This window comes from Paenibacillus sp. FSL E2-0151, from assembly GCF_037993015.1.
Lineage (GTDB): Bacteria > Bacillota > Bacilli > Paenibacillales > Paenibacillaceae > Paenibacillus > Paenibacillus amylolyticus.
In genome coordinates this window covers 1,462,133-1,477,591 of record NZ_CP150308.1, presented here as the reverse complement: position 1 = coordinate 1,477,591, position 15,459 = coordinate 1,462,133, and the positions used below count along the sequence as shown (strand labels likewise).

13 protein-coding genes are annotated in these 15,459 nt (G+C 46.8%); 4 read left to right on the top strand and 9 right to left on the bottom strand.

Features of this window, described 5'->3' with window-relative positions:
* Positions 1-141: 141 nt before the first annotated feature.
* Complete coding sequence (locus MHI55_RS06610; RefSeq protein ID WP_340389355.1) at positions 142-1,998, bottom strand: DUF4127 family protein; 1,857 nt, start codon at positions 1,996-1,998, stop codon at positions 142-144.
* Between the two features lie 574 nt (positions 1,999-2,572).
* Here MHI55_RS06610 and MHI55_RS06605 point away from each other — a divergent pair.
* Positions 2,573-3,055, top strand: coding sequence for a hypothetical protein (locus MHI55_RS06605; RefSeq protein ID WP_076251382.1), 483 nt, complete (start codon positions 2,573-2,575; stop codon positions 3,053-3,055).
* 100 nt (positions 3,056-3,155) lie between these two features.
* Here the strand turns inward: MHI55_RS06605 and MHI55_RS06600 are convergent, their stop codons facing one another.
* From MHI55_RS06600 to MHI55_RS06570, 7 genes are all read right to left on the bottom strand, one after another.
* Positions 3,156-4,115, bottom strand: a complete 960-nt coding sequence (locus tag MHI55_RS06600) for a hypothetical protein (protein WP_340389353.1) — start codon at positions 4,113-4,115, stop codon at positions 3,156-3,158.
* Positions 4,116-4,293: 178 nt separating this feature from the next.
* Positions 4,294-4,929, bottom strand: a complete 636-nt coding sequence (locus MHI55_RS06595; RefSeq protein ID WP_282319143.1) for a VOC family protein — start codon at positions 4,927-4,929, stop codon at positions 4,294-4,296.
* Positions 4,926-5,384 carry a VOC family protein gene (locus MHI55_RS06590; protein ID WP_076327336.1) on the bottom strand — a complete coding sequence of 153 codons (459 nt, stop codon included), beginning with the start codon at positions 5,382-5,384 and terminating at the stop codon, positions 4,926-4,928. Before MHI55_RS06590 ends, MHI55_RS06595 begins: the two co-directional genes overlap by 4 nt.
* Before the next feature lie 47 nt (positions 5,385-5,431).
* The gene (locus MHI55_RS06585; RefSeq protein WP_076319051.1) at positions 5,432-6,007 is read right to left on the bottom strand and encodes an NAD(P)H-dependent oxidoreductase; all 576 of its coding nucleotides are present in this window, start codon (positions 6,005-6,007) and stop codon (positions 5,432-5,434) included.
* A 188-nt stretch (positions 6,008-6,195) separates the two neighbouring features.
* Positions 6,196-6,930, bottom strand: a complete 735-nt coding sequence (locus MHI55_RS06580) for a response regulator transcription factor (RefSeq protein ID WP_282319144.1) — start codon at positions 6,928-6,930, stop codon at positions 6,196-6,198.
* Positions 6,931-6,948: 18 nt separating this feature from the next.
* Complete coding sequence (locus MHI55_RS06575; protein ID WP_340389351.1) at positions 6,949-8,673, bottom strand: GAF domain-containing sensor histidine kinase; 1,725 nt, start codon at positions 8,671-8,673, stop codon at positions 6,949-6,951.
* A gap of 46 nt (positions 8,674-8,719) precedes the next feature.
* Positions 8,720-9,202: an ArpU family phage packaging/lysis transcriptional regulator gene (locus tag MHI55_RS06570; protein WP_017690187.1), complete on the bottom strand. Its 483-nt coding sequence runs from the start codon at positions 9,200-9,202 to the stop codon at positions 8,720-8,722.
* Between the two features lie 834 nt (positions 9,203-10,036).
* Here MHI55_RS06570 and MHI55_RS06565 point away from each other — a divergent pair.
* The 3 genes from MHI55_RS06565 (at position 10,037) to MHI55_RS06555 (ending at position 12,911) form a co-directional block, all read left to right on the top strand.
* A complete protein-coding gene (locus tag MHI55_RS06565) occupies positions 10,037-10,480 on the top strand; it encodes a helix-turn-helix domain-containing protein (RefSeq protein WP_082219000.1) in 444 nt (147 codons plus the stop codon).
* A 42-nt stretch (positions 10,481-10,522) separates the two neighbouring features.
* Positions 10,523-10,939: an ImmA/IrrE family metallo-endopeptidase gene (locus tag MHI55_RS06560; protein WP_017690190.1), complete on the top strand. Its 417-nt coding sequence runs from the start codon at positions 10,523-10,525 to the stop codon at positions 10,937-10,939.
* A 172-nt stretch (positions 10,940-11,111) separates the two neighbouring features.
* On the top strand, positions 11,112-12,911 hold the full coding sequence (locus MHI55_RS06555) for a 5'-nucleotidase C-terminal domain-containing protein (protein ID WP_339189291.1): 1,800 nt from the start codon (positions 11,112-11,114) through the stop codon (positions 12,909-12,911).
* 597 nt (positions 12,912-13,508) lie between these two features.
* Here MHI55_RS06555 and MHI55_RS06550 read toward each other — a convergent pair.
* Positions 13,509-15,293, bottom strand: a complete 1,785-nt coding sequence (locus MHI55_RS06550) for a proline--tRNA ligase (protein WP_339191387.1) — start codon at positions 15,291-15,293, stop codon at positions 13,509-13,511.
* Positions 15,294-15,459 lie beyond the last annotated feature (166 nt).

Genomic DNA, 15,459 nt, shown 5'->3' with positions numbered 1-15,459 from the left:
AGGGGATCGTAATGATCAACTGATCCGATCCCCTTAACTGGTTCCGATCCATTCCACACCATACCTTATTCCAGTGCTGGCCTAAGTCAACGTTTAAAGGAAGCGGTCATGGCTTATAGGCTGCATATCGGAGGCAATCTTTTACACAATATTAAAATTAACCTGCGGGTTCAACGTAATCTCAAATGCACGGCCCCAGATGAAATCAGGATTCCCATATTCCAGCAGCGCACTGCTATACGTCGCATAAGACAATTCGTCATCACAGATCTGCTTAATCGCCACATTGCCTGTCTGGAAGGCTGTTTTATTCGCAAGCGCCGTGGTATAAGTCTGCATCAAATCACGGAGCAATGTTTGCAAATGGGCATAGTCTTCCTCTGAGTTGAACAGCAACATATTTTGGTCTGAAAGGGTAGCCACGTTGGTATACAACGCATGGGCTCGGGAATACGTGCGGATGTCCGCAATCGCTACCGCTTTGTAGTAATAATCCTTCAGGAAACGCTTAAACAACAGCGAGCCATGCGCATTCATAGCATCTCGCAACTTATGCTCATGCTTCTCTGTTGTGATCAATGCGTACCTCGACTGCCCCATACCTACAGCAATACCGATCTTGTTACCTGGTGTATTCCATGCACTATAACCCAGAACCCGTCCGGTATATGGACTGTTGAGCAATGCTTCGGCAACATCAACATTGGCTGGCCCTTTACCCACAAAATCAATCAACACCGAAGGTAGACCTTGCTCACTATTCAGCGTCAATTGCTCCAACGCAGCCTGCACCTGATCCAGAGCCGTAATGGCGATAATCTCAATGTCGATGCCCGTGTTCTCCCCGGAATTACCTGGGTGACCCTTCGTCATACGATCCAGTTCGGAGGTCATGTCAAACGGGACAACTTGATCGGCTGCTACAGCCACTAGCTGTTCATTTTCCAAGCCAGCACCCACATCCGTCACCACTTCCGGTTCAGGATATGCCGAATCCGCTACAAGCACACCACCTACAATATCCACATGACGAACCACATTCTCGTGTACATCCATGTATTCATACGTGTTAATGATGGTATTGCCGTGAGGACCAAAATATTTCACTGCGTAACGTGCCCTCGCCCCGCCTCGGAACAACTGGTTAGCCATGCGAGCAACCAAAGCGTGCCCCAGACCATCTGCATCCGGCAAGATAATAGCACGATCCGGATTTTGCCCATTGGTTCCACCCAGCCATTCATTGATCCGCGCTTCTACATATTTGATTTCATTGATCTGAACACCCTGCGTGTTAGCATCGTCGACTCCAACTGCGAGGAAATCGATATAACCTGTGCGAGCCAGCTGATCCAGAATGTACAGATTTGTTTTGAATTTATGCTGTCTTGTATTGTAATACTGTTCTTTATCAAAATAGGTCGTTGTCCCATATTCCACTCCATCCGGAGACAGGTTATAACCTTCGATAATATCCTCAAACTCAGTGTATGTCTGACGTGGCTGCTGCATCAATGCACGGGACTCATTATATGCATCAAGCGCCAAGCCATCTGCAAACGAGGTCGTAGCCAAACGCATGATGGTGTCCATTACAAATACGGGTTTGCGTGGGTATTTCTGCTTGATCACGCGGATCACATCCAGCAAACGAGTGGTTTCCTCATCGTACTCAGGATAGGTGCCTCCTCCATCTTCGCGGAGCTGACGACTGCCAATCAGACCGCCATAGGCGAGCATATCGGATGAAATAATAAATCCGTCGACCTTGGCAGCATGTTTCAGAATAAAGTCGTGAATCTTGGACGGTTTGCCATAAACCGGCGTGGAGGTGCCGAGCAGCGTTGTGCCATCTACGGTTTTCTCCGAGTCGAGACGATTCTTAATATCACTCAGGTTCGGTGTAACGATATGGATACCGGCTGCTTTCCCTTGCACAATCACATCATCCAGATTCGCTGGACGATCATCCAGTGGAACATACAATACTGTTTTCATATCACGTAGCCTCCTGTTATCTATATAAGTTGAACTACAGAATATTTACACTTGCCACTTCGATGACAGAACAACCTTCCGATCGCTGTTATCCCCGGATTTTCTTGATCCACTTATATAAAGGTAGAAATCCGTGGATAAAGGCGCAGTGTATGCTTCCGAAGTAGCTTTCTTGTAGAAAGCTTTTAGCTCCGCTTCTTCAGGTTATTTCTGTCCTCTTCGTTCTCGTGTAAATCGTTAGTTCAACTTATATATCTAGTCTTTAATACCCGATCAGGGCAAGGATGCAATCACCGAATTAAAAAACCGGCCCCATGGCCGGCTGTACTTTAGCGTATGAGCTGTCGGTTGTCTTCCTTGCTGCTGATCCGATAATACCATTTTACTGCCTTTTCCCACTCGCGCTGATGGTAATCGGGATGAAATACGCATGAATGTAGTTGTCTCTATGGCGGTTAAATGCCGATTTCTTGGAGAAAACTCCTATTGATAGTCCAACCAAACCCATCCTGATGATGTTTATATGACATAAGTAGCTTTCAAATCCTACGAACAATAAAGGATGGATATAACCATGAAAAAGAGGTATTTATTCTATCTTTGGATTGCTGTCACCAGTTATATGGCGGGTCCCGCTATGTATGCGTTGGCGATGTACATCTTATATCAGGAAACAGATGTTGTAACAACATCTCTCATTGGATGGACCGCGGCAACATTCTTATCCGTTGGTATCCTGTTTATCCTGATCACAGTCATCATGCTACGAGTGTTCAACATCTATTATTTCTGGCTGCAAACCCTGCTCTTCGAGTTGTTTTTCCTTATCCTCGTCTATATGACCACTGTTCTTCTTGGGGCTGGCAACAGGGGACTGCCCAAGCTGTCCTTTCTATTTACACCCGAAGGCATCTCCTTATGGATGTTCTGGGGGAGTATTGCACTTATGAGTTCCTGGGGAATATGGGCAGCGCGTCAGCCCATACGAAAATCACCATACATGCTGGTGTCCAGAGTCATGCTGATCCTTTTTATCCTTGAAATTTGGCCCCGTTAAAAAGGTACAGGATGCCTACCCTACAATTCGGTAGACCAGAATAATGCCTAGAAGGGGTGTCCGTCATGTCGGACACCCCTTCTGAAATGTATGTTTTATCTCACGCGATGATATAACGAAAGTTCTCCCACGTTTCCGGTACGGGCTCCCCGTTCTTCGCATGATGATAGAAACTGAACGGGAATTTGAATACATGACCTCCGTTCCAGTCACGGGAACGTCTGTCGGTGAGCCAATATTCCAGTTCATGAGGGAGCGCCACTGATCGTTCCGCCCGTTCTAGTGGCAGCAGGTCTACGGGTGATTGCAATGTCGGCATCTCCTGTTCAATATCCACATCTCGGCTTAAGCGTAGTGCCTTCACCATGGTAAGGAAAGGCGGAATGCCTTTGTGGAATAATGCCGGATAACCCAATTCATATAATATGTTAAGCGCATGTCCATAGGTCAGCATATGACCGATCAGATCATGATGCGCTTCCGCGTGATAGATAGTCTGGAACGCACCAAGCTCATCCAGAATCAGGCGTGACAACTGCGTTGGATCTTCGATCTCGGGGAAACCATCGCCGTTTTCCGGCTTCAGACTGCGAATTTCTTTCATCGTTGTGTTCATCCAGGATCTTCCCGGGATGGTTCGATCGAATGAATCGATCAGTTCAACCAGCCGACCAATATCCTCCGCAGTACCCCATCCATCCAGTTCGCGAATAGCTTTCAGACTGATTGCCCCGTAGATGGCCTGGTGTCCAACCCAGTGCAGTTCTCCAATCGTTCGATCCAATGCGTCCGTAATACACGCCTCGGCATCTTCCCTGGGCATCATCTCACCAATCGGAGAGGTCTGACCAGGGCTGATTCCATGCTGGCGAAGCATGGCTTTTGCTTCGGCGGTAACACTGCCGGCGGCAAGGGCAGTGAGACGATTTTCCCGCAACCAAAAATATGCCGCAATCGCACCCGCCCCATAATGTGCGTGCCACAGATCTCCTGTACGTTCCCGACTGGAAACGATAATCGCTAGTCCATCTTCCAACAAACGTCGATCCAAGCTTGCCACCACCCTTCATCATCTGTAAGCCATCAGAGAAACTATATAAGTTGAACTAAGATCTGTCCTCTCCGTTATCTTGTAAATTTAGTTCAACTTATATATCCTAATTAATAAATAAAGCGTTTACTTCTATAACATGATGGAAATGCTCCACATATGCCCGTTTTGCCCCGGAATACAAAGTTTAGCCAATTCGAAGCTTGCCCACGCCACGGATGGATACTTCCAGGGGATAGATCTTTGCTTTTTGCTTGGAGAAAAACCATGTTCGATCCTTCTTCACCACAATAAATAAACCATGTACATCTCCTACAGGAGCAAAGGTATCACTAACCTCACCCCATCGCGTGAGTCCAATCTGCTGAAGCTCATTCACCGTAGACAGAACATCCTCCGTCACCAGTCCAACTTCACACACCTGTAATATATCTTGAGTCGAGAAGTCATGGTCACTCTCGTTCTGAATACGATGATGAGCAATCAGCTCGATAATATTGCCTGCTGGATCTTCGAAATAGAGAGAATGAGAGTCCCAATTAGCAGAGTATGTCTCATCCCGATTTTCCTCCCTGCTTAAAACAACACGTGATGCAGCCCACTGCTTCGCTTCCTTGAACCGATTCGTCGGAATCGACCAGGCCACATGATAAAAGGGCTCACGATCTGTTTCACACGGTTTGAAAATCATCTTTGTCCTTCCAACCTGCAGATTGAAGGCCTGATCCGTCGTATTGGACACCTCCATTCCCAACGTATCACGATAAAAATGCTTGAGGTCCTCCATCCGTGTTGTATATAACTGTAATTCTTCAATCATCATACGGTCTTCTCCTGCATCTCCTCCCACTGACTCCACGGCACCATGCCGAGTTCAGGCTTCGCTTCATCCGGGAGCATGGCGATGAATTCAAGCAAATGACCATCTGGATCCTTAAAATATACAGATACCGCAGGCATCCAGCCGAAGACGTACAGTTCACCGATATCATCATTCAGGAAGTTCTGTGTCTTGATCCCTTTGTTCTCCAAGTGAGCCACCGCGTGTTTCATATCCTCCAGAGATACATGAAAAGCAAAGTGCTGACGTTTCACCTCGGAAGATTCCTTTTGCCACAATCCCAGCATGGCTTTGCCTTTTCCACCAATCCAGTAGAAGGAGTTCCCACGTTCTTTCTGCCCGTAGGCATGAGGTAAACCAAGGACCGTTTCATAGAAATGATGGGATCTCTCCAGATCCGTCACGTTTAGATGTGTTTCAAATATGCCAGTAATCATAATGCTCAACCTCTTTTCCTTTTCCGATTTTTCATCTTCCTTGGTTCTCAACTCATGGTTGAATTCCGCGCATTCGTTAACGTCTGTGCCAGATTTAAAAACGATCCAATAACCCGCTGCACCCGGTCCTCTATATCCTGACTGCCTTCGTACTCTTCATATCCGTCAAATGTCGCTTCGAATCGTCTGCGCTGCGCACCACCAATGGATATCCACTCCTGGGCATTGATGCCATGCAGATTGCGAACAATCGCTTGCAGTTGTAAAAGCGAACTTACCCCCACCGCTCCGCCAGAGGAGCTGATGGACAGGACGGTCTTGCCGCTGAAATGAGCCTGACTCAGGTGATCCAGTGCATTTTTGAGCACACCGCTAATACTGCCGTGATACTCTGGTGTAGACAGGATGATCGCATCAGCCGCGAGCATACGTGTATTCAGGTCTGCCAGATGTTCATGATCCGCTTGTTTTTCATCTGGTGCGTAGAATGGGAGTGGTGTCTGATACAGATCAAACAGGCTGGCCTGATGTCCCTGACCGCGAATAATCTCCACAGCATACTCTCCCAGACGTGTACTGGTTGCATTGTTCCGATTGCTTCCTGCCAAAATAACAATATTCATTCATGTCACTCTCCTTGGTTTTTTAATAATTCAAACTCTCATGTTTCAACCGATCTGTTATTTCTACTCTTATCTTACCTTTCTTTTGCATCCAAATCGTCAGCAGATAGACTTAACTTGAAATACCAAAAAACTCAACCTTTAGGTTGAGTTTATACGACTTAAGTATGAACATATGTCGGAATTGGTCACACGACCCAGCCATTTCTTACGGCATGAAGAGCCGCTTGCGTCCGATCTGCCAGTCCCAGTTTGTCGAGCAGATGACTGACATGGGTTTTGACCGTTTTTTCGGTGATGACCAATTGAACTGCAATTTCCTTGTTGCTCAATCCTTGAGCAATCAGCCCCAAGACTTCTTGTTCACGGCGAGTGAGCATATCCAGTCCGCCAAGAGACGCTTCAGTTGATTTCCCCTTCTGCTTTGGCTCCTGATGTTGATTGTCTGCTGACCGATCTGTCAGTATATGCTGTGGTTGCTGTTCATTTATGGACCAATCGGATGAAGCCATCACATGCATCAATTGACCTGCTGCGTCAGGATGCAATTCCACCTGACCTGCATGCACATTGCGAATGGCTACAGCCAGATCCTCCGGTTCAATATCCTTGAGTAGATATCCTTTAACTCCTGCGCGAACAGCAGGAACGACATGATCCTGATCCGAAAACGAGGTGAGCACAATGATTCGCGTTGCTGGCAATAACGTGCGCAGCCTTCTGGCTGTTTCGATTCCGTCCATGACCGGCATATGCAGATCCATTAATACCACGTCAGGTTTTAACGCTTCCGCCTGAGCCAATGCTTCCTGTCCGTTCGATGCTTCGCCCACAACCTTCATGTCTTGCTGTGTCGTCAAAAAAACGTGCAGCCCCCGTCTCACCATCGCATGATCATCTGCGAGCAAAATCGTAATCGGCATCTCTTCTTCCCCCTGACTTTATACAGATTCGAACGGAAGTGGAATGACTGCCGTTACTGTCGTTCCCTTACGGGAAGAACTCACTATTTCTAAGCTGCCTCCGAGCGATTGAGCCCGTTCCTTCATAATGGACAGGCCAAGGGAGCTTCCAGACGACGCTTTTGGCCTGTTCGCACCACCTTTTCCCTGATCTGTGACAGTGAGCACCACTTCATGATTACTTAACTTGAGGGTGACCTCAGCAGAAGGAACATCCGCGTGTTTCCGTACATTATTCAGCGCTTCCTGTCCGATTCGCCACAATGCTTCTTCTATATTACGTGGTAAAGACCGCATTCCCGTCCGATTCGTCACCACTTGAAGCCCCTGGCTTGTGCCGTATTCCTGTAGTGCATGGAGCAGCCCTGCTTCCAGTCCCGCGGGACGGAGCTGCATAATCAATGCGCGCATTTCCTTGAGAGCCTCCTGAGACAAAGCCCGAATATCCTTCAACGCTTCCGTTGCCGGGAGCAACTGCTCGGAGCCGGATAACATACTTTCCGCGCCTTTAGCCGTTAACGATAGTGAAAATAAAATCTGATTAACCGAATCATGCAGATCGCGAGCCAACCGGTTTCTCTCTTCCATTCGTGCAAGTTCGCGGCGATTCTCCGCCAGCTTCAGACTCTCCCATGAGGCCGCAATATGTTCGGCCAATGCCTCCAGCACTTCACGGTCCGCCTGTGCAGGACCTGATGTTCCTATTCCGATCACCAGAATTCCCGTTTCTCCCGGCGTATGGTACGGAAGTGGAGCAGCAATTCCCGAGGCAATGGAATTCGTAGTCTGGTCAGGCTTGCACAGGGTAAATATTTCAGCGATCTCTGTCCCAGACAGAGATGTTACACGATGACTATTGATTACATGGTTAATGTGGCTCGTCACTTCGGAAGATAACGGAGTACCTGATAACGTTCGAACCGTATCATTTGCATAGGCTGCCTGCAAAACGAACATTCCGCTTTTCTGCTGAATGATTGTAGCAAAAGGCCAATCATAATGCTGCCCAAGCAGCTGTACAACTTTTAAACAAAAAGCATCAGAATTGGTGCATTCGTTCACTGCAAGACCCAAGGCCGTGCTGAACTCCCCCAGCTTGGCATACAGATCAGCTCGTCGCTGCTCCGTGCGATACAATCTCATCCGCTCTACCGCACTACCAATCTGGTATGCCACGCCCTGTAACAGCGCCAGTTCACTGTCGCTGAAATGTTCCTTGGCTGGCGCAGCCACGTTGAGCAGGCCGAGCATCTTCTCACCTGACCTTAACGGGACGGTTGCATGGTGGGTAATATCATGGGTATCTCCCCATTGGAATTCCACCGCATCCTCCAGCCGTTTACAGTTAATGATGTTGACCGCATGATTGAGTTGACCGTCCTTAAAGCGGTTCACACACCAGCAGGTACCCGTTCGCATGGGCTCTTTATCTTCACGCAGTAATGCCGGGGGCAGATTGTAATCCGAAACACAGGTATAGTCTCCACGTTCATTAATCAGAAACATCCAGCCTGCCGTTAATCCGGTCAACTCCAGTAATTTCCCGACCACGGTATCCAGCATTAAGTTCAGATTATTGGACGTATTGAGCGTTTCCGCGATTGTCTTCAACGTGACCATTTCCTGCATTCCGACTTCTTCCGACATCGCAGACTTCTCTCCTTTGGCTGTACCAACTGTGGTTTGTTCAACTATTGTAACCAATCCACCTTGGATATTAAAGGATCAACTTCTTCAATCACTCACTCACTCAGCCCAGCTTCTGTCGCTCTTTGCGGGACACAGACAAAGGCTCCATATTAATCAGACCTCGATCTGACAGAGCCAGCGCCATTTTGTAGAAAGCACGTGTACGAATCTTCGTATACGTATCCTTGCTGACAGGCGGGTCAAACACATGGTTATACACTTTATAGTCAAACACATCATCGTCTTTCAGATATCGTTCACAGACGAGTACACGTTCCTTTTCACTCAGCCGGGACACAACAAAATCAATCGTATCGCAATATGCCTGACGCGCGCGCTGCACGTCCACATTGTAAATTGCCGTTCTCGCCGTGGAATCCCCCGTTACATTGGTTGCACCGTGGAAACGCTCGGCATAACTTGCCGTCACCATGACCTCTCGTTCTTCAAATGCAATGGTTTTATAGATTCGGTATTTTTCCAGCGCAGCTTCAACAGCTGTTTGCGTTTTGCGTCGGTCCAATTCGGGCAGCATCAATTCCATATTTATCTTCCTCCTTTAGTATTCTTTATAAAATAAATTTCTAATAGTTTCGCATGATCACTCCGATGACAGAACAACCTAGTTAAACATGCAACCACTTCATCTTTAGCACTTTCATTTCTCAACTCATATCACTCATTCAATGGTTCACATGAAATTGTTTTGCAATCGTTATTTGCTCGATGACAAAACGCTCTTATTCATAGAGTTGTCCAGTTTCCTAAAAAAGTAACGACATTTTTTAAATTTCCCCCTGTTGCCTTTTGGAATCACTCCAAACCGCTATAATCCGGGGAATTCCACTTTTCAGAAGGTGATTACAAAACACACGCTCCGCCTCAACTTTACATTTTGTTCGTATAGTGTTCGTATTTCTATTTGAGGATACCACTTTCTGGAGATCGGAGTAAACCTTCATTTTGGTTCGTTTTGACGATAAAATAAAACCTTCGCTCTCATTTCCTATGCCTTTTGGCATAATTGTTTCATATCTCTTTACCTAATGGTATATATACGATATAGTACTGTTTAATTAATGAACTTCCGTACAAGTCATTTGATTTTTATAAAGAAGCCACTGATTTTTAGGGAAGGGACTTAGGTGTGTATCACGCGCATACGCAGTGAAGGAGACGGAATCGATTCTGAAGAAGCGAAGCGTTCGCCTTTATCCCCGGATTTCTCCCTTTAGAGAGGGAAATAGGAAATCTGGGGATAACAGCGATCAAAAGAACGATCCGAATCCGAAACGGGCATTGAACGCACACCTACCTCCCCCATCCAACTGCCTTCTTTATAACTCAAGCACTTGTACGAATCAAAGGAGTTGGCATAATTGTGGAGCACGCTTTTGGTCCTTATATGAAACAACTGCGCGAGCAACAAGGATACAGCATCAATCAGCTCGCCGAAGCAGCCGGAATAAGCAACTCACAGATTTCACGTATTGAGAATGGGGTCCGGGGTGTCCCGAAACCAGCGACCATCCGCAAGATTTCAGATGCACTCTCGGTGCCCTATACAGAGATGATGAAGCAGGCCGGTTATATTGAACCAGGGAGTGCTGCTGAACTTCAGGACGTACCGGAATGGGCTACATACAAAGACCGTCGTGATTTCAAAAAGATGCTGGAGGACGATGATGATCTGATGTTTGACGGTATTCCACTCGATGAAGAGGACAAGAAACGAATCAAGGATGTGCTGACAGGTCTGTTCTGGGAAGCCAAACAGATGAACAAACGCAAAAAGACAGACGAATCGGACAATCGCCCATGAGGCATGACCCACTGAATTTAATGAGGCAGCAGGTGAGATCATATGGATGACATCGTAACAAAGCTGATTCGAAAACACCGGACCAACTGCCCGTTCAGCATTGCCCGCGCGGTTGGAATACAGATTCGTTTCACCAATTTGGGGAAGTCCACCAAGGGACTGTACTTTCGCAAGCTCCGGCGCAGGTTTATCGTCATACACAATGATTTGCCGCCGGAGTGGCAACGGTTTGTGTGCGCCCATGAGCTTGGACACGACCGACTTCATAAAGGGATTAATCGATTCTTTCTGGAGGAACATTCCTATTTTGCTCCAGGCAAGCTGGAAAGACAGGCTAACCGTTTTGCCATTCAATTGCTGACCTCCGGAGTGATGCCTGAACCGGATGAATCTTTGGAGAAATTTTGTTTGCGTACCGGACTGCCACGTGAAGCGCAGCATTTTTTTTACACTCTTTAAGAACATACGTTCTTTCCGAAGATTATATTTTCCAACAGCAGATTTACATGTCACTTTCAGGTTACTTATTTTTACGTAATTCGCGAGATTTCCTAATAATAGTCTGTTAAAATACTATTTGAGCTGTGTAAATGCTCAAGTAGATTATTATTTTGGGAGGTTTCGGATTCATATGAAAATCTGGAAGAATTACGTTTCACTTCTGCTAACGGTCTGTTTGCTGTTTGGCAGTGTAGGTATTGCCGCAGCTGCAACGGATACCACTCCGGGCACAGGTAAACACATTACCATTCTACATACGAATGATACGCATGCCCGTGCAGTTGAGTCTTCACCTGCTATGGGTTTTGCCAAAGTAGCTGGAATCGCTGACAAATATCGTAGCGAAAACCCGAACACACTCTTGCTCGATGCTGGAGATGCTGTGCATGGTACAACATTTGCCACTCTCGTGAATGGTGAGAGCATCGTGAAAGTCATGAATGAAATGGGATACCAAGCCATCGTACCGGGTAACCACGAATTCAACTATGGTTCAGATCGCCTGATCGAACTGGCGGACATGATGAACTTCCCCATGCTGAGTGCCAACGTGAAGAAAAAAGACGGAACACGTCTCTTCGATCCTTACCTCATTAAAGAGGTGGATGGCGTTAAAATTGGTATCATCGCTTTGACTACACCGGAAACGTTGTACAAAACGAATCCAAAAAACGTAGAAGGTCTTGATATTACAGATCCATCTGCGGAAGCCAAAGTTCTGGTGAACGAAATCCGCAGCAAAGTAGATGTTGTTGTTGTTCTGGGACACCTTGGACAAGACGCGTCCAGCACCGATACTAGCTTTAAAGTTGTTAAAGAAGTTCCTGGCATCGATGTATTCATCGATGGTCACAGCCACACTGTACTGCAAGATGGCCTTGTATCCGATAACGGAACATTGATTGCAAGTGCAGGAGAATACACTAACTACGTAGGTGTCATTGATCTATGGGTAGATGGTGGTAAAGTAACAAAGAAACAAGCAACATTAATTGATGAAACGGAAGCAAAAGACATCAAACCAAATGAGAAAGTCGCGACTCTCGTGAACTCCATTCAAAAAGAACAAGAACCTATCCTGAAAGAAGAAGTAGCCAATACAGCTATTCTGCTGGATGGTAAACGTGAACAGGTACGTGCAGGAGAAACTAACCTGGGTGACCTGCTTGCAGATGCCATTCGTGATGTCAGCAAAGCCGATATTGCACTGACTAACGGTGGTGGTATCCGTTCTTCCATTGAAAAAGGGATCGTAACCAAAGGTGATATCATCACAGTGCTTCCTTTTGGTAATCAAGTGGTAACTCTTGAAGTGAAAGGGTCCGATATTCTGGCAGCCCTTGAAGTCGGTGTAGCTTCCTACCCGGAACCAAGCGGTGGATTCCCGCAAGTATCTGGTATCAAGTTCAAAATCGACACTTCCGCTGCAGAAGGTAGCCGTGTACATTCCGTAACCGTGGGCGATAAAGCCCTTGATCCGGAAGCAACGTATACACTGGCAACCAATGATTTCACAGCTGTTGGTGGTGACGAATACACCATGTTTGCCAAATATCCGACTACGGGTATGTACGGCGCGCTGGACGAAGCATTGATCAATTACATGCAGAAGCTTGGCGCTGTAGACATCAAAACAGATGGTCGGATCAGTGAAGCGGTAAAACCTGCAGTAGAGCCGGAAACTCCGGCAACAGAAACACCAGTTCCAACCAAGCCAAAACCAGAAACACCAAAACCGGAAAAACCGTCTAAACCAACACCAAGTAAACCTGCTCCAGCCAAACTGCATGTTGTGAAATCCGGAGATTCCCTGTACTCTATCTCCAAACAATACGGCACAACTTGGCAGGCATTGCAAAAGCTGAACAATATCAAAAATCCACACTGGATTTATCCAGGTCAACAATTGAAATTGCCTGCAGCTTCTTAAGCTCAGCAAAGCAAAGTGCATATAGGCATGACCGCTTATAGTGCATCAGCATACCGATCTATCTTGTCATAACTAAAAGGGTGTCCCCAAAGCCAGATTACTGGTTAAAGGGACACCCTTTTGTATCTCCATTCTTAAACATCAATCCACATCAGATACTTGAACATTTCCTGTGGACATATCCTGCTGATCCTGACAATCATCTGAGGCAAAAATAAATCCCAGCCTGGCCTTTACGGACCAACTTTATCATGTGCCTTCGACACCGAACTATATAAGAACTCTCCGGAATGACCGTGTTCATGCGTTTATTGTACATTTAATTTCGACATCTCTATCTTCTCAAAATTGCATACTTGCACATAAATCCGCCTGCGTATGATCATCTTCAAATCCTTAATCATAAAATCATTTGTATACTAAATACAACTATCCAAATATAGTTATTTCGTATGATATCACTCATAAAATCCTACCAAATTGCATGCCTATAGCCCTCTTTTTCATGCTCACATTGGAATTTCAGCAATCAAAATCAGCTACCGCATCATATTCGGTACTATTATATGAACTCATATAATTAACGAATCCCTGAATTTAGGAAGTGAGCTGTTCCTTCACATAACGTACAGCTTCCTGTGCCGTCAACCCGATTCGTTTCGATTCACCTGTTGCTGCAAGTGCGTGTGATCCCAGTTCGACCTGTCCTTCGGCTGCTCCTCGGCCAATAACGATCTGCACAGGCAATCCGATCAGCTCCGCATCCTTGAATTTCACACCTGGACGTTCATCCCGGTCATCAACCAATACTGTGTAACCGCCATCGATCAATTGTTGTTCCAGTTCGAGGGTGAGCTGACGCTGCTGCTCATCCTTCCAACTTACTGTAACCAGATGCACATCATAAGGCGCAACAGCGGCAGGCCATCTTATGCCTTCATCTCCTGCATACTGCTCAGCTATCGCAGCCATCAGGCGGGATACGCCAATGCCGTAACATCCCATGACTGGCGCACACTGGCGACCATTACGATCCAGGAATGAAGCACCCATGGCATCACTATATTTCGTTCCCAATTTGAATATGTGTCCAACCTCAATACCTTTGGTAAACACAAGTGGTGATCCACATGTTGGACAAGCATCCCCCTCCGCAGCAAAGCGGATTCGTTCTACTCGCTCCAATGCAAAATCAATCCCTGGGCGTACACCGGAAACATGCACATCCACTTCATTGGCTCCTGTAATTGCACTCTTCATCACTGCCACGTCAGCGTCCACCACCATCGGCAGATTTAGTCCAATCGGACCCAGGAATCCTACCTTCAGATTTGGATGTGCCGCAATGGCTGCATCGTCTGCAAGGATCAGTTCCTCTGCCCCCAACACCTGTTTCAATGCGATGTCATTCAATTCATGATCTCCACGCACAAGGGCAGCGACGAGCTGACCATCCGCCACATAAAGCAGCGTTTTGATCATATGTTCAGCACCTTTGCCCACAAAAGCAGTTAACTCTGCGATCGTACGAACGCCAGGTGTCGAGATACGTACTAGGTTTTCCGCTCCTGAATGTTCAACCGTTTGAAGCGCGGAGTCTGCACTCGAAGAGTCGGCTGGAACTTCCAAGCTTCCTTCTTTTTTCTGAATATCTCCAGAAGTCTGATAACCCGCTTTCTCCAGATTTGCAGCATATCCACAATGTTTGCAGGTTACAATTGTGTCCTCACCCACATCAGCAAGAGCCATGAACTCATGTGTTTCCCCTTGGCCGCCAATCGTTCCTGCGTCAGCCTCAACACGGATATAGTCCAGACCACAACGCTCCAGAATGCGACTATACGCCGTGTTCATAGCCTGATAAGTCCGATCAAGCTCTTCCCAGTCCGAAGCAAAAGAGTACGCATCCTTCATGATGAACTCACGTCCACGCAGCAATCCAAATCGAGGACGGCGTTCATCCCGGAACTTGGTTCCGATCTGGTAAAGGGTGAATGGCAGCTTACGATACGAACTCACCTCGTCCCGCGCTAAAGCGGTTACGACTTCCTCATGTGTTGGTCCAAGAGCAAATTCCCGTGCATGACGATCCTTCAGACGCATTAATTCAGGACCATACTGTGTGTACCTTCCGGACTCTTCCCACAGTTCGGCTGGCTGCATAATCGGCAGCAACACTTCCTGACATCCAGCACGATCCATCTCTTCACGAACGATCCGTTCAACATTTAACAATATACGCCGTCCGAGGGGCAAGTAACTGTATATCCCTGCTGCCAGTTGGCGAATCATACCGGAACGCAGTAACCAGCGATGTCCCGCTGCATCTGCCTCCGCTGGCGCTTCACGTAATGTTGGGACAAGCATTTCACTTTGACGCATCATAACACACTCCTAATCTTCCTTTTTGTTATTAAATACGGCGCATAAACAGCAAAAAGACACATCCGTCAAGGGACGAATGTGTCGTGGTACCACCCTTATTTAACTGCAAATTAATCCGTTCGCAACCTTTGCGATCTGTAACATGCAGTCCTACGGGGCATAA

Excerpts from the sequence above, each read along its gene's own strand:
- MHI55_RS06555 (WP_339189291.1), top strand. The coding sequence starts at position 11,112 with ATGAAAATCTGGAAGAATTACGTTTCACTTCTGCTAACGGTCTGTTTG.
- MHI55_RS06550 (WP_339191387.1), bottom strand. The coding sequence starts at position 15,293 with ATGCGTCAAAGTGAAATGCTTGTCCCAACATTACGTGAAGCGCCAGCG.
- MHI55_RS06580 (WP_282319144.1), bottom strand. The coding sequence starts at position 6,930 with ATGCCGATTACGATTTTGCTCGCAGATGATCATGCGATGGTGAGACGG.
- MHI55_RS06585 (WP_076319051.1), bottom strand. The coding sequence starts at position 6,007 with ATGAATATTGTTATTTTGGCAGGAAGCAATCGGAACAATGCAACCAGT.
- MHI55_RS06570 (WP_017690187.1), bottom strand. The coding sequence starts at position 9,202 with ATGGAATTGATGCTGCCCGAATTGGACCGACGCAAAACGCAAACAGCT.
- MHI55_RS06605 (WP_076251382.1), top strand. The coding sequence starts at position 2,573 with ATGAAAAAGAGGTATTTATTCTATCTTTGGATTGCTGTCACCAGTTAT.
- MHI55_RS06590 (WP_076327336.1), bottom strand. The coding sequence starts at position 5,384 with ATGATTACTGGCATATTTGAAACACATCTAAACGTGACGGATCTGGAG.
- MHI55_RS06595 (WP_282319143.1), bottom strand. The coding sequence starts at position 4,929 with ATGATGATTGAAGAATTACAGTTATATACAACACGGATGGAGGACCTC.
- MHI55_RS06610 (WP_340389355.1), bottom strand. The coding sequence starts at position 1,998 with ATGAAAACAGTATTGTATGTTCCACTGGATGATCGTCCAGCGAATCTG.
- MHI55_RS06560 (WP_017690190.1), top strand. The coding sequence starts at position 10,523 with ATGGATGACATCGTAACAAAGCTGATTCGAAAACACCGGACCAACTGC.